15 protein-coding genes are annotated in these 14,400 nt (G+C 40.2%); 1 reads left to right on the top strand and 14 read right to left on the bottom strand.

All coding sequences use genetic code 11. The features are described from left to right. Positions 1 to 3: 3 nt before the first annotated feature. The 14 genes from B9A91_RS23580 to B9A91_RS23515 all read right to left on the bottom strand — a co-directional run bounded on the left by B9A91_RS23580 (position 4) and on the right by B9A91_RS23515 (position 13,595). Positions 4 to 3,720 carry a DUF5977 domain-containing protein gene (locus B9A91_RS23580; protein WP_144009040.1) on the bottom strand — a complete coding sequence of 1,239 codons (3,717 nt, stop codon included), beginning with the start codon at positions 3,718 to 3,720 and terminating at the stop codon, positions 4 to 6. Positions 3,721 to 3,727: 7 nt separating this feature from the next. Continuing rightward, positions 3,728 to 4,162, bottom strand: coding sequence for a hypothetical protein (locus B9A91_RS23575; protein ID WP_084241530.1), 435 nt, complete (start codon positions 4,160 to 4,162; stop codon positions 3,728 to 3,730). A gap of 131 nt (positions 4,163 to 4,293) precedes the next feature. Continuing rightward, on the bottom strand, positions 4,294 to 4,629 hold the full coding sequence (locus tag B9A91_RS23570; RefSeq protein WP_084241529.1) for a hypothetical protein: 336 nt from the start codon (positions 4,627 to 4,629) through the stop codon (positions 4,294 to 4,296). 262 nt (positions 4,630 to 4,891) lie between these two features. After that, positions 4,892 to 5,920: a hypothetical protein gene (locus B9A91_RS23565; RefSeq protein WP_084241528.1), complete on the bottom strand. Its 1,029-nt coding sequence runs from the start codon at positions 5,918 to 5,920 to the stop codon at positions 4,892 to 4,894. Between the two features lie 260 nt (positions 5,921 to 6,180). Beyond that, positions 6,181 to 6,996 carry a Fic family protein gene (locus B9A91_RS23560; protein WP_235012670.1) on the bottom strand — a complete coding sequence of 272 codons (816 nt, stop codon included), beginning with the start codon at positions 6,994 to 6,996 and terminating at the stop codon, positions 6,181 to 6,183. Positions 6,997 to 7,056: 60 nt separating this feature from the next. Then, a complete protein-coding gene (locus B9A91_RS23555) occupies positions 7,057 to 7,245 on the bottom strand; it encodes a hypothetical protein (RefSeq protein ID WP_084241526.1) in 189 nt (62 codons plus the stop codon). A 12-nt stretch (positions 7,246 to 7,257) separates the two neighbouring features. After that, positions 7,258 to 7,929, bottom strand: coding sequence for a hypothetical protein (locus B9A91_RS23550; RefSeq protein ID WP_144009039.1), 672 nt, complete (start codon positions 7,927 to 7,929; stop codon positions 7,258 to 7,260). A gap of 24 nt (positions 7,930 to 7,953) precedes the next feature. Continuing rightward, positions 7,954 to 8,232 carry an HTH domain-containing protein gene (locus tag B9A91_RS23545; RefSeq protein WP_084241524.1) on the bottom strand — a complete coding sequence of 93 codons (279 nt, stop codon included), beginning with the start codon at positions 8,230 to 8,232 and terminating at the stop codon, positions 7,954 to 7,956. 342 nt (positions 8,233 to 8,574) lie between these two features. Next, positions 8,575 to 9,072 (bottom strand): SixA phosphatase family protein, encoded by a 498-nt coding sequence (locus B9A91_RS23540; protein ID WP_084241523.1) that lies wholly within the window; start codon positions 9,070 to 9,072, stop codon positions 8,575 to 8,577. Between the two features lie 132 nt (positions 9,073 to 9,204). After that, positions 9,205 to 10,119 carry a hypothetical protein gene (locus B9A91_RS23535; protein WP_084241522.1) on the bottom strand — a complete coding sequence of 305 codons (915 nt, stop codon included), beginning with the start codon at positions 10,117 to 10,119 and terminating at the stop codon, positions 9,205 to 9,207. A 91-nt stretch (positions 10,120 to 10,210) separates the two neighbouring features. Further along, positions 10,211 to 10,501: a hypothetical protein gene (locus B9A91_RS23530; RefSeq protein WP_144009038.1), complete on the bottom strand. Its 291-nt coding sequence runs from the start codon at positions 10,499 to 10,501 to the stop codon at positions 10,211 to 10,213. 308 nt (positions 10,502 to 10,809) lie between these two features. Beyond that, the gene (locus tag B9A91_RS23525; RefSeq protein WP_144009037.1) at positions 10,810 to 11,709 is read right to left on the bottom strand and encodes a hypothetical protein; all 900 of its coding nucleotides are present in this window, start codon (positions 11,707 to 11,709) and stop codon (positions 10,810 to 10,812) included. After that, entirely contained in the window at positions 11,706 to 12,917 is a 1,212-nt protein-coding gene (locus tag B9A91_RS23520) for a hypothetical protein (RefSeq protein WP_144009036.1), read from the bottom strand. The genes B9A91_RS23525 and B9A91_RS23520 overlap by 4 nt, the downstream gene beginning before the upstream one ends. A gap of 246 nt (positions 12,918 to 13,163) precedes the next feature. Further along, entirely contained in the window at positions 13,164 to 13,595 is a 432-nt protein-coding gene (locus B9A91_RS23515) for a DUF1016 N-terminal domain-containing protein (protein ID WP_262497632.1), read from the bottom strand. Positions 13,596 to 13,803: 208 nt separating this feature from the next. Here B9A91_RS23515 and B9A91_RS23510 point away from each other — a divergent pair, with 208 nt between their 5' ends. Next, positions 13,804 to 14,388, top strand: coding sequence for a DUF4136 domain-containing protein (locus tag B9A91_RS23510; protein ID WP_084241517.1), 585 nt, complete (start codon positions 13,804 to 13,806; stop codon positions 14,386 to 14,388). The last annotated feature ends 12 nt before the right edge of the window (positions 14,389 to 14,400 follow it).

Here is a 14,400-nt window from a genome sequence, read left to right as displayed (position 1 = left end):
CGGTCAGTTAACAGTGGTACTAATAACATAAAGTTCTTCTACCGAGGTATCATCCAGGTTCAGATACCCGGACTTTTCCGTTTCATAATGTTCGAATTGAACACTAAAAAAATGATCATATAAATTTCCATCCACATCTCTGCAAACCGCCTTTATATTACATAATATGCGCTTATTATCATCAAATGACTTAGCTATCGAATAATAGGTCGATCCTTCACTTGTACTTGTAATCAATGGGGCATGCGGTCCGCATTCTCCAACCAGGTCAACATAACGTTGTCCCTTGGCGTTAGCCTCTGCCTGGGCTTTTGCATCTGCATCTTCCTGACTGATATAAGAATGATACCTTCCTGCCGGAACAGTATAAGTGCCGACCAGTCCTACGTAATTAGGATTTGTACATTCGCTCTTCCTGAACTCCTGAACGTGCTTTTGATTGAAAAATACCTCTCCGGCATAAGTACTTACATCATTGTAAACATACTGTTTAATGATGTCCTTATGTTTATCCTTGACTAAGCGTAACCTAAACAAATCATCATAGGTAAAATAATTAACTGCATTGCCGCTGGCAGAAAAAGTAAGACCATAAGACGGATGGTAGCTTTTTTTAGAACATACTGCATCCACAGGGCTAATCAATACATTGTCTATTGCATCTCCCTGATTAAGGGTTGTAGCACCTGTATAGGGAATGTTACCTGAGAAAAGCCATTTGTTGTCTTGTCTGTACCAATACGTAATCTTATATTTTCGGCTATTGGGCAAAGTGAAATTAACTGCGTATGCCCCGGCATGGAATTTCTCGCCGCTTTCAGCCTCACCCAATGTTCCCAAAGCATTTTCAAAGTCCTCTTCATAGATCTCGGATGCGCTGGCATTAACCGCCTCTAAAGTAGGATAGAGCTGGTTATTCCCCCACTTGACAGTGGTCTTTACACCATTGTTTTTTGACGTTTGCAACAAGTTTCCAGACTCGTCATATCCAAAATTCTGACCTACAATTTTTGATGTACTTCCATTGCCCTGATAAGTAAATTCTGGTAATGTTAACGTTTTGTTATTGACCTGCCATTTCTTGTAACCTGTTTTTTGTGTATTGATTGCTACATTATCCCGTTTCGCAGTTTGCTCTAACAACACCGTATATCGCCCATCTGTGTGCAATTGTTCTGCGGCATCAGTTTCCGATTGATGTTGGTATGACACTTGATCTTTATTACCAACGTATTTATACTGTGTGGACATGACACTTCCATCACTATTTTCCATACTTTGGTTAGCAAGCAAAAACGGATAAGTTGGATAATAGTCTGAAATGGATTTCTTTTCGACTCTCGTATTGGTTCCTGAAGCTCTGGTATGAGTCGTTTCTGTCGTTTCCTGAGACAAAAGTGAAAAGGATATATGGTCATATCGCCCTAAATTATAGTATTTATCATAGGCATAATAACCATCTATACTGACAATACCTAAGGCACATCTCAACCCAGGCACACTTTTAGTAATATCACTAAAGGTATAATTATTGTTGACAGTTTTGACAAGCTGATTGCTACTATCATAATAGTTGATGCTCTTAACCCTGCCACGTGCGGCTGCATAAGAGGTGAAGGGCGAAAACGGAGTGATATCAGAATATAAAACTGCGGTCGGCTGAAAACTTGCATTTACCCTGATTTGGTTTGACACATCCGGAAATTGCTCCATATCGGTAAATGTATAAACGGCTTTTCCCTCACTGTTTTCTACAGCCACTGTACCATAACCTACATAGGCGCCCTCCGAATCAGAAAGGTTGTTATACGGCGTAGAACTGTTGATAACAAATGGAGAATACCTGGTTAGGGTCATTGGCTGCAAATCACTTATTATATTTCCCAACGCCTGAGCCACCGAATTTACCATCCCCCCATAAGGCATGGATGGCACAAGTGGTGTTCCAATTGGTCCGACGGATCGATTTTGCAAACTATGTGGAGGAAGGGGAATAGAGGGAATTGCCTGTCCTGCTGTTCCCTGCGGAATAATCGCACCGAACTTGTAACTAACCATTGACTGCCTGTGATCAATCATGGTTTGGTAAACGGGATTCGCCCTTAGACGTTCGCCTGGCCAATAAGTATATGTAGATTGTTTTGGAGCACCTAATCCTGGTACCTCCAATATTCTCTTCACCCGAATTCCACCACCAGGTGTTGGAGCTCCCGTATAATCATCATAATATGAATTACATTCATATGCAAACCGCTTATAACCTCCGGATGCAAACACGATCTCCTCCAAAATTCCAGCGATCATTTTATCGACGCTCATACTTTTTGCCTCATCTACCACAGTCTCGTCTGGAAAATATCCATATTGATTGTTGTTATAATATCCCCAGGCATCTGTTTTACTTGAGTTCCTCTGAGGCAATGGGGTCGAATTGTACTTATATCTAAAAAGCTGTTTAGTATTACCTGCAACGGTTTCAAGATCTACCCCATCAAGCATCAAACGATGCTTATCCTGCGATGCGGTTGTTTCAGAAGGATCGGTCTCAGTCGCTATTTTGTCGCTCATATGAAATCTGAAAGTTTTCATCAGTTGAGAAGTATAATCCTTAATTTCAATCTTGTCCATAACCTTACCATTAGTTAAGTCAGGCCTTGAGATTGGCTTATAAAAAAAATAAGCAGATTGATCTGATGTTGTGATCGCTGTTAGATATTTCGGACTGGCAACTGTCTGGACAATATTAGAATCCCAAAACTCTTGATCAACAATAGAGATCTCCGTTGGCGAAGAGCCGGCACTTTGTATCTTTATAAACCAAAGTATTTTGACCTCTCTGCGAAACGTATTTACTATCTTATTTCTCATCTTCATTTTTTTACTGTAATGGGTAACAGAAATGGGATCCCCTGAAGTGTAAGTAAAGTTTATCGTCTCGACATTGTTTGGAGTTTCTATTTTTTCGAGGTACCAGGTGGAATCATAGGTAATTGTTTTACTAGCATCCTGAAAATACGAAGTTGAAGATGTCGATTCTATTGTGGCACTACTACTTCCCAAATAAAACTTAGTACCTGATGCATTCATAATAATCCATCCGTCAACCTGTAGTTCTTTTTTGAATGGGCTGTTCAGGATTCTCACACCAGCATTACCCAGCACTAAGGGGTTCTTATTTTTATCAAAGACAAACTTTCCTGTTTCTCCGTTGAGGTTGAAGTAGAAAACATCAGGTTCAGAGTCTTTTTCGTTATTGGAAATAGCTTCCATCTCTGCTGCAGTTAAAACTCCAGTGATTTTCTCCCCCATATCGCTCCCAAAATATCCTGCCGCCGGATCTTCGTCTGGTAAGCCGTTTACAACCCTTGTAACAATGCAATTGGTACTAATACTCCAACCTAAACCTACGTTACTAGCTACATCCTGCACTTTAATACCAGAAGCATTATAAAATAGATTGATTGGAATTGCATAATTTCTGCCCGCCAGGCTGTGCAACTCGGAGACAATAGCAGGAACACCCGTATATAAGTTGACGTCCGTAGATCCAAGTTTTGCTATTGAAGCAGAATTTGGAGACGGACTATGAGCCTGATTTTTGTAGTCAAATTGACCAAATACGGGACACGCGAAAAACAGCATTGCTATGGTTAACCGTAGCAGATGATCAAATTGCGATTCCCTTAGGCGTTCAAGTGCGTTTACGAATAATTTGTGCATGATCTTATTATTTATTGAATAGTTTGTTTAATAATTGTTCTAGCCTATCGACTCTGCTTCGCTCCACTACTATTTCTTTATCCTTTTCTATCAAATGCAGCGTCAACTCCTCTATTTTCTGCAATAGCTTCGCATTCATTTCACCTAAATCAATCCCATTGGTTTTTGCCTCCTCAGCTGATGGAATGCCCTGTAAATGCCCTTTTTCTTTAATGTGCTTTTCGGTTTCCTGAAGTGTTGGAAGCCGGTAATCCTTTGCAAAAACATAATCCGGCCAGTTAGCTGTTTCAACCTTAATTTCATGAGCGCGGACTTTGCCATTTACAGCAAGCTTGTATCCCTTAGTATCCGTTGTTCCAATGCCTATATCTCCTGTGGTTACTCTCAATCCGTTCCCTTGAATATCAACATAGCTTTTACCGTAGTTAATCCCAGGATTCAAAATAATCCCCGTATCAAATGATAAATTTAGCTGCTGATAGTTGGGTGCTGCCCAGGCACCTGGAGTCCTGTAAATGCCATAATTTAATGGAGCTCCACTATACCAGGTGATTCCATCACTATTGTCATAGCTTACATCTTTGAAGCTAATCTTTGCAGTCGGATTAGTATTCCAATACCTATATTCCCGATAAAATTATGGGCAGGCGCTTCATAGTTTAATCTCGATTCGTAACCAAATATTGCCCTCTGTGGACCTCCACCTAATTCATTAAAAAACTCTATATACCCATATCCATCAGGTCTTCCCCATATTTGGAGACCATGAGCATCAGCTCCAGCCTTAATCACAACGGGCATACTGGGGGCGGTCTGTATAAACCGACCATTGTCATATACACTTTGGAGTGTTTGAGATTTAGCAAGATTGTATGTTGTCAGGAAAACAAGAAGAAGTAGTCTTTTCATACGACATATTTTTATGGACTATTTTATTGACACGTTTAAACGACCCTGCCAACCCCACAATACTAAGGATAGTAAGGGCAACCAGTTTGCCCTTTGTATTTTTCTTGAAAATATTTTTTGGTGTTGGTTTTAGCAGTATAAATCTGTCTTCACGTTATTTAATTGAGGTTTTCTGAAAGAGATTTAAGTCCATTTTGGGGAATAACCAAAAACCTTCCGTGCAAAAAATCGACACGTCGACGCGTAAAAGTTGATTCCATCCCTAATTTCCTATTTTGCATTCCAGTTTCCTCAATCTCTCCTCCTGGTTCAGAATAATCTTGCGATCTTCATTTAGCTTTTTGTCCTTTTCTATCAAATGCAAAGTCAGCTCTTCTATTTTTTGCAATAGCTTCGCATTCATTTCACCTAAATCAATCCCATTGGTTTTTGCCTCTGCAGCAGAAGGAATACCGGGCAAATGCCCTTTGTCCTTAATATGTTTTTCGATCTCCTGAAGAGTTAGAAGCCGGTAATCTTGTTCAAATACATAATCCGGCCAGTTGGCGGTTTCAACCTTAATCTCATGAGCGCGGACTTTACCATTCACAGCAAGCTTATACCCTTTTGAATCGGGTGTTCCAATTGTCACATCCCCTCCATTAGGATTTAGCACAATTGGTGTGAAAGCACCCGCATACACCTGAGATTGCATCTCTGCATAATTAGAAGATGTGTTATAGGCAATTGAAAGCCTTTTTTCAGGATGCGTTCCACCTGCAATTATTACCTGAGCATTTGCTGGCGCACCGGAAGTATTTGCATCTGCCTGCAAATAAAACGGGGATTCCGGATTATTTGTTCCTATACCAACCTTTCCACTATTAGAGATCATCATTCGCGGAGGGTCAGTAAACGCTGCTCCAACTGTTTCAGTACTAACACCTTTTGTGTAAAATCTAATCCCGTTTGCACCAAAGCCTCCAACTTCAATTGCGCTTCTGCTCATAGTGGGAAAACTATAAGTGAGGGTACCTTCCGAAGGATGAGGTTTCAGACCATGGCCAATCGTTAAAACCGCTGAAGAGTAAAGACTGCCAATTGTATTGTACTCATTGATATTAGGTATACCAAAACCTAAATAATTACCCAAGGTTGGATCTTCTATATTCATTTTCCCAATTACTGTAAGTTTTTGACTAGGTGTTGTTGTTCCGATTCCCACATCCCCGTTATTTGGCAAGGTATTGGGCTGCCCAAATGCCGCTACAGTACCTACTGCCAGCATTCCTGTAAAAAATATTTTTCTCATATTGCGTTCATTTATTAAAGCCGATAAACTACATCAGCTAAGCAATACTAAGAATAGTAAGGGCAACCAGTTTGCCCTTTGAAATTTAGTTAAAAATATTTTTCAACAGATTTTTTGAGTCGAAAAACTGGCTTTAAACAGCAATAGAAAATGTTTTTTTGAAAAAGCTGTAGAGATTTTGAGAAAAATCAAAAAAAAGCCGGGGCTAAAAAATTGCCCCGGTAGGTCGTATTTTAGAAATTCGGCTTATCAATTATAAACTAAAACATCAAATGAAATCCCGAACCTTTTTTAGGTTTCGAAATATCTTCAAATTTCTTGATTTCATCTGCTAAACATTTTTTATACTCATCATTCATAAACTGCCGAAAAATATTGATGTCATCTTTTTCCCGGGTATCTATCAATGCCTGAATATAATCGGCTTTTGATTCATTGTGCACAATAGCAAGTGGAAGTTGGTAGCAGGCCTGTATATAATTCATCAACAAACGGGAAGTACGGCCATTGTCATCATAAAAAGGGTGAATACTGACAAGGTTAAAATGGGCATCAAAAGCAAGGTTGATCTGATCAGCTACAGATATATCAGACTGCATCTTTTCATTAATCTTATCGGTCATGCTATCAGTTAACCTTTCAACCTTATCATAATTCGGAAAATAAGTTGATCCGGCAGTAACATTTCCTTTTCTAAAAGCTCCTGTACGGGCATCGACCGTCCCAAATATTGTATTATAAAAACTGCCGGTATTGCGCACAACAAGCGAATTTATTTCCTGAATAAATGCAGTTGAAACCGGTCGCCTTGCTTTCGCCTCTTTTAATATAAATTGCAAAGCCGCATAATGATCGGTAACCATCAGACTATGCTCAATAGGCTTCCCCTTTGGTGTAAGTCCTTCGGTTAATAATACCTGTGTTTCAACCTCTGTTAATGTAGAGCCTTCAATTCGGGTTGAATGATACACAATAGAGATGAGGTTAAATTTCTCATGATCTATAACATCATCGATACCCAAATGTTTATATTTCTCTATTGTCTCAATCAGATCCATATATACAAATGTATTCAATTAAAACCGTTTAAGCATTTAAGTCCAGATGGGCTTTCCCAACAATTTTTTCACTAGTCTTTAATGCCTATCAATCCTGTTAAGGCGGTCTTCAAGCAATTTAATCTTTTGTTCCTGTTCCCCATTTTTCTTATTCTGCTCAATCAAATGCAAAGTCAGCTCTTCTATTTTTTGCAACAGTTTCGCATTCATTGCGCCTACATCAATCCCATTGGCTTTTACTTCCGCAGCAGAAGGAATCCCCGGCAAATGGCCTTTGTCTTAAATATGCTTTTCCGTTTCCTGAAGGGTTGGAAGCTGGTAGTCTTTTGCAAAAACATAATCAGGCCAGTTGGCAGTTTCTACTTTGATTTCGTGGGCACGAATGTTTCCATTAACAGCCAATTTGGAATTTGGAATGGTTGTACCAATCCCCACATTACCATTATCCATAATGGTAAATTTATTATCACAAAGACCATTTGGACTCGTGCAACCCACATTATCGTATGCCCAGAATTGCAGGCTGTTTCCATATGCACCAGACATATTGAATATTTGCCAGCTACTTGCGGTTCCACTTGCGGTCTTGGCAGGGTTATTTAACAGAATGCGGCCTCCAATATTTGCATCAGCAACTGAGCTTATAATACTCCCCCTGATAATTGCATTACCATGGACATCCAATTTTTGCTCAGGGGTGTTAGTTCCCAAACCGATATTATCCAAATAATTAATGTAAAAAGGGTAAGCATTCGTTGTACTATTGGCAATACCAAAACCGGCATTATTGGCCGCTAAGTCATAATAGCTGGAATTATCCTGCTTGTACATCAAAATCTCCGTAGAATTGACACCATTACTGGTGAGCGACAGTACCTGCTGAACCGTTTGCTGCGCATTGGCTTTCACCATAATCAATAGCAAAAGCGGTAAAAAGAATAAATTTCTCATATGATTAAATTTGTTTTAATATTCTTAAAAATTTTGTATGGTATCCATCAGTTCCTTTAACAACTCTACCTTCACCTTTGTAAGGCTACCGATATAAAGTTCCCACTCTTCTTTGTAGTAGAAGGTTTCCCTGGGTCTCGAATAAATTATGGGGGCCTCCAATTCGCTCCTCATGTATTTGAGGTACGTGTACAGCGACCGCCTGGATATGCCCAGCTTTTGTGCCAGGAACTCAGGGCTACCTGTAGCATCGGTCAGTATCAAACTGTGGATTTCTTTTATAAGTTTTAAATCTATTTTCATTTATAAACCAGTAACTCCCAATATTAAAAAGAGTAAGGGCAATCAGTTTGCCCTTTGTTATTTTTCTGAAAATATTTTTAAATAATTTTTCAGGTCGAAAAAACTGGCCTAGAGACCTAAAGAACCGAGAAAACACAAGATGAAAGCAGTCTAAAAAGCAGTTACACAAAAAAACTCCGGGGCAATTTTTTGTCATGGCGCGTCGTATTTTTACCCCCATTCATATTATTTTAAGAATCCTTCACCGATAGGGTGGATGCAATCAAGTGGTCTGGTAGTTCAAAATCAAAAAAACAACATTAAACTACATCGCAAAACCTAAGAGTCAAAGCATGGTATAAATTAATCCCCGTAGGTATTCATATCCAGCCCCATAAGATCTGCTTCCAGGATGATGTGAAAGATATTATTGAACTCTTTTTCAGCTATGGCTGCAACTGGGCGGGCAATGCCAAAAGCTTCTACAATTTCCAGAATGGTATTGGAGTGTCCGGCGATAATCACTTTTTTCCCTGAATAATCTTTCCTGATCTGCTTGGCCAGCTGTGCAACATCGTTATAATCTACCAGTTCAATTCCTTTTGCTTTTACCAAAGGCGTGAGAGTTTGCCTGGTTCTTTTATAGGGTGTACTAAAGGCCTTGTCCAATTTAATATCTGCCATATAATCCAGCAATTTTTGCGCCCTCTTCTGGCCTTCGGCAGACAAGTCTGGATTTGTGTTCTTGGGATCACTATTGTCCTTTTCGGCATGGCGAACAATCCAGATTTCAGTCTTTTGCGCCACAGCCAGTTGTGTGAATATAAATGTGAGGGATAAAAGTATTACCAGTTTTTTCATTTTATTAGGATTTAGCCACAGAACTCGTGATCAGTTATTTTGTAGTTATAGATATAGGAACCAATATGCACAAAAAAACCGGAACGAATAATCGTCCCGGCAATAAAAAGAAAGATCAGCCATATAAAATATCTACTTCTCATGTTTTAATTGCTTTAAAATTCTGGCATTGTCGCCCTCAAGTTTTTGCAATCGCTTATTCAACATCTGGTTCTGTTTATCCTTCTCTATCAAATACAAAGTCAACTCCTCGATCTTCTTCAACAGCTTCGCATTCATTTCCCCTAAATCAATTCCATTGGCTTTTACTTCCCCAGCAGAAGGAATACCTGGCAGATGCCCCTTATCTTTAATGTGTTTCTCTGTTTCCTGGAGCGTCGGAAGCTTGTAGTCTTTAGCAAAAACGTAGTCTGGCCAGTTAGCGGTTTCTACCTTAATTTCATGGGCGCGAACTTTTCCATTCACGGCAAGCTTGTAACCTTTTGTGTCGGATGTTCCTATACCTACATCACTATTACCGTTTCCCCACGAGAAGAAGCTAAAACCCTTCTCAGGGTCTATAGAAAAAACAGAGTAATTTTGTCCGGTTCCCAAAACTGAAGTTTGAAACCGGATACTGCTTTTGTCAGCATCGTTACCAACCTGTTCAAAATATGCCCCTATGCCATCCTGGCCGCTGTACAAATAGTTAGCATTATGTCCCCCCCATCTCATAATTCCATTTACATGTAAGTTTGCCAAAGGGTTATCTGTTCCCACTCCAACATTACCATTATTCAAAACCGTCAGCTTTTCATTTTGGTAATCACCTTTTCCTACAGTCCATTTGCCTTCATGAACCGCGCCGTAGAACCAGTTATTCGTACCATCCAAAAGCTGCGTTTGGATACCTTGCACAAAGCCCCCCTCATTTGTGTTCCGTTTTAAAAAGAGCATGGGCGAGTAATCATAAATTGTGGCACTTCCCGTAACCGGAAAGTTGTTGTTGGTTTGCCCCATCGCAGTAAAACTTACTGCCCCCAGTAAAATCATATATAATCCTTTCATAATCCTATAATTTATATTAAAAACCTTCCCAATACTACAAAAACACCGTGCTAGCCAAATACTCTCAACAAGGCAATGCATAAAATGGTCATCATTCAACTATTTTTAAAAACTCCAGTCCCATTAATACGCCCTTGATAAACTCTTTTCGCAAGCGCGTCAAATCACCGATATAAAACTCCCACTCTTTGGTATAGTAAAAGGTTTCCCGCGATCTGGAATAAGCAATGGGTGCATCAAACTCTGTTTTAAGGTAGCCGAGTACTACATACAGGAAACGCCTGGATATGCCCAGCCTTTGCGCAAACTGATCCGGACTTCCGGTAGCACCCATTAGTACCGCTTCACTAACATTTCTTAAAAGCGTTAATTCAACTTTCATAATACCGTAGGCCACCCATAAGTGAGTAACCTGCCAATATTAAAAAGAGTAAGGGCAATCAGTTTGCCCTTTGTTATTTTCTTGGAAATATTTTTCAACAGGAGATTTGAGACCCAAAAAGTGGACTGATTACCTATTGAGCAGACTTTTTGCTAACATCCCTGAAAACAAATGTGGATAACCCGAAAATTTGCGGGGCAATTTTTTAGCCCCGGCGCGTCGTATTTTCTATAAAACTGTTCTAAACCTCATCGCTTGCCAGTAGCTGGTTTGCTCAGATACTGGCATGAAAAGGTTGGCCTCGTATATTATTGATTCTCGATTTTATTCAGGCGTTCTTCAAGGCTCCTGTTTTTTTGTTTTTGTTTGTCATTCTCTTTTTCCAATCTTATCAAATACAGTGTCAGTTCTTCGATCTTCTGCAACAGTCTGGCATTCATTTCCCCTAAGTCAACCCCATTCGCCTTCACCTCTGCGGCCGATGGAATACCCGGCAGATGCCCTTTGTCTTTAATATGCTTTTCTGTTTCCTGCAGAGTTGGAAGCTTGTAGTCTTTTGCAAAAACATAATCCGGCCAGTTGGCGGTTTCTACTTTGATTTCAAGGGCGCGGATGTTTCCATTTACCGCCAGTTTTGTGTTTGGTGTAAGGGTGCCTATTCCAACATTTCCATCTTTTTTCACCGTAAATAAATTTGCCCAGTTCACATTATCACCTTTCTCCCAAATTTGCCAGGCATCGTCGGAAGGCCGAACACCATAAGCAAAACTTCCTGATTGAGGATCTGATGAACCATTATAAATTGAATAAACATCAAGATTTGGAGTACTGTCGGCTCGGTAAATGGAAATCTGATCACCCTCGGGAATCATTCGTCTTAATGTAAGCAAAGTTGCCGGATCAGCATCGCCAATGCCTACATTTCCAACCCCAAAATTGTAGGAGCTCGCGAAAAAAGTAAGCTTTTGATTAGTTATTAGATTCCTTGACTGTATCATCGCGGTAGTAGAATCTAAACTTCCTAAATAAATTCTCGCTGTTCCATAGGTTCCGACAGCACCTAGACCATTTACATCTAGCTTCCATCCATTTTCAGGACTGAGTGTACCAATGCCTACACTGCCATTTAAAGGAAATGTGTTTGTTGTTTGCGCGGAGAGTGTAAAACATGCGCAGCACATAAGGATGTTTGTTAGAAAGACTTTCATAATTTTAATTTGAGTTGATTTATTTCCTTCTTCTGTTGCTCAATTGCCTCTTTAAGTTCTGCGATCAAAGCATTCTGTGTACCATTTGCTTTACCTTGCTCAATCAAATGCAGCGTCAGTTCCTCTATCTTCTGCAGCAGCTTAGCGTTCATTTCCCCTAAATCAATCCCATTGGCTTTTACTTCTGCAGCAGAAGGAATCCCCAGCAAATGCCCTTTGTCTTTAATGTGTTTTTCTGTTTCCTGAAGGGTTGGTATCGGATAGTCTTTCGCAAAAACATAGTCCGGCCAGTTGGCAGTTTCTACTTTGATTTCGTGGGCACGGATGTTTCCATTAACCGCTAGTTTGTAACCTTTGGGATTTGTTGTACCTATCCCCACATCACCATTGTTACTTATCCTGACTGACTCCGTTTGAACATTATTTAGGTTCGTCCAAAAGCCAATGCCTTGATTTGGCCCAGTCGCTCCCGAATAAATACCGAGGCCGACTCCTGCATACCCAAAAAGTCCATAAGAAAGTCCAGTTGGTGGATTTACGGCATTGATTCCTGAAATTTGAATTAAACCTGCAACATCTAATGCAGATGCTGGCGTAGTTGTCGCAATTCCAACATTGCCATTGCTGTTTATACGCATGGCTAAAGTACCATTCGGGCCGGTATTGTAGTCGGCACCATCATTAGTGTTATTCACATAGAAGTCGAATAAACCACCGGGTGCTGAACGACCAGCGATTAATCTGTTTTGACCATTATTTCCCAGTTGCAATCCAGCCCATCTTAACGAACCATAATGATTATTGCTACCATCATAGTCGAACCTTATTTCCGAATTACTCTGACCTACATGCAGTCTTGAAGCTGGTGTACTTGTCCCAATTCCCACATTTCCAAAACTTGTGCTATTAAGGGCCAGAGAAGAAGCATCAATTCTCAAATATTTGTAAGCATTGTCTCCGAAAGCATCGATATAACTCATGTTATTAACCATGTCTGCTTGGATAAATATCCTTCCCGCTCCTAAACCATTTCCTCCTCCAATTCTTACTGCACCTTGTTGTTCGTTGGTAATGACTTGTAGCTTTTCGGACGGACTTGTCGTCCCAATCCCAACATTCCCTGTTGTCGGAAATGTATTTGTAGTTTGCCCCGTGGCAGTAACTGTAAAACTTACTGCCCCCAGCAAAATTATATATAATTCTTTCATAACCCTGTTTTTCTGTACCAAAATCCTCCCCAATGCTACAAAAACACCGTGCTAGCGGAATGCACAGAAGAAAAAAGTTGAAAATATTTTTCGGGTTCAAAAACAAGGCTGGGATAAGCCAAACCTAGAAAACAGACCGTTTCAGAAAAAAGTTCAATTTTTTCCGTGCATATTCGCGACAAGGCGCCGCGCGAAATGGCTCATAACCGGGCTATGATTTTAACATTGGTGCATCAAATCTGCAGGTCAGAGTGAGGCAAAAAACAAAGGCCAGAGTTTCCCCAGGCCCCGTATTAAGTTGTTACTGTTGATTTGCCGTTCCAGTTGGCGTACAGACCAATTGTTTTTAACTGTTTCGGCGATAAAGAAGTCTCTACCATTCTGATTGTCAATACTTAAAAGGTGTTTGTAATGGCTCCAGCTCAATTGCGTCCACAGTGTAGACGCAATTGGAAAGAATCGATAAAACTGCCTGTAACGCTCTAATTGCCGGATTGAAAAACCACTTCCATATTCTGGTTGCAACTGCTCAGATAGTGTTTTAATAAGAAATTTCCCATAATCAGCACGGTCTTTTCCTTCCTGTTCTTCCAGGAAGATGCGCTGGCCAATATGCCAATACATAAGTACACGTTCGGTGTCTACAGCGCGAATGGCCTTGTCGCGGGCTGAATGGATAATTCCAAAACAAAGTTTTTTAGTGCAAAAAGCTGGTTTTTAGTACAAAATACTGTTCGAATTCAATCTCTTTGAATTTAGCCTATCTTTTTAATCCTTTACGCCTTTCTACAGTCAAACCTGGTAAATAAACAATTTGTAAATCATTGTAAAAGGATAAGGAGGCAAGGCATGAAGATTTTTCTACTTCACACAAATAGGGAAAACAATGAAAACACAAATTTTAATGATTGCGGGGCTGATGATTGTACTGTCGTCCTGCTCCTCTTATAACTATTATTCGGTTAGTAATAAAAACCTCAATGGCAACTACCGCACTTATGCCTGGCTGCCAGAAAGTAAATCTAAAGCATCTAATATTTACAACAACGATGTAGCTACAGACCGGATTGTGGAGGCGGTAAGTACTGAGCTCAATAACCGTGGCTTTAGGCTGAACAACAAAAAGCCAGATCTGCTGATCAGGTATACCGCAGTAGTAAACAAAGAAACCAGGTCTTATAATGAGCCGGTATATTATGATCCTCCCGGAAGATTTGTTCCGCGTGTAGGTTACCACCGCGGTCGTGCATTTTACTACTACAATTACAGGGACCCTTTTCCGGTATATGTAGGAAATGAGTACCGTACCGTTAATGTAAAGCAGGGCAGCGTAATCATTGACCTGATTGACCGCAAAACTTCAAAAGTAATCTGGAGAGGCTGGGCTGAGGGCGAACTCAGCAACCCCGAAAAGGCTATTGCCGAATTGCCAAAAGTGGTGAGCAATATCTTTAAAAAGCTTCCTGGTTAAGGGAGGATTAGT

The sequence above is a fragment of the Pedobacter africanus genome (assembly GCF_900176535.1).
Classification (GTDB): domain Bacteria; phylum Bacteroidota; class Bacteroidia; order Sphingobacteriales; family Sphingobacteriaceae; genus Pedobacter; species Pedobacter africanus.
Note: the sequence above shows the minus strand (reverse complement) of the source record. Positions and strands in the feature narration are given on the sequence as shown.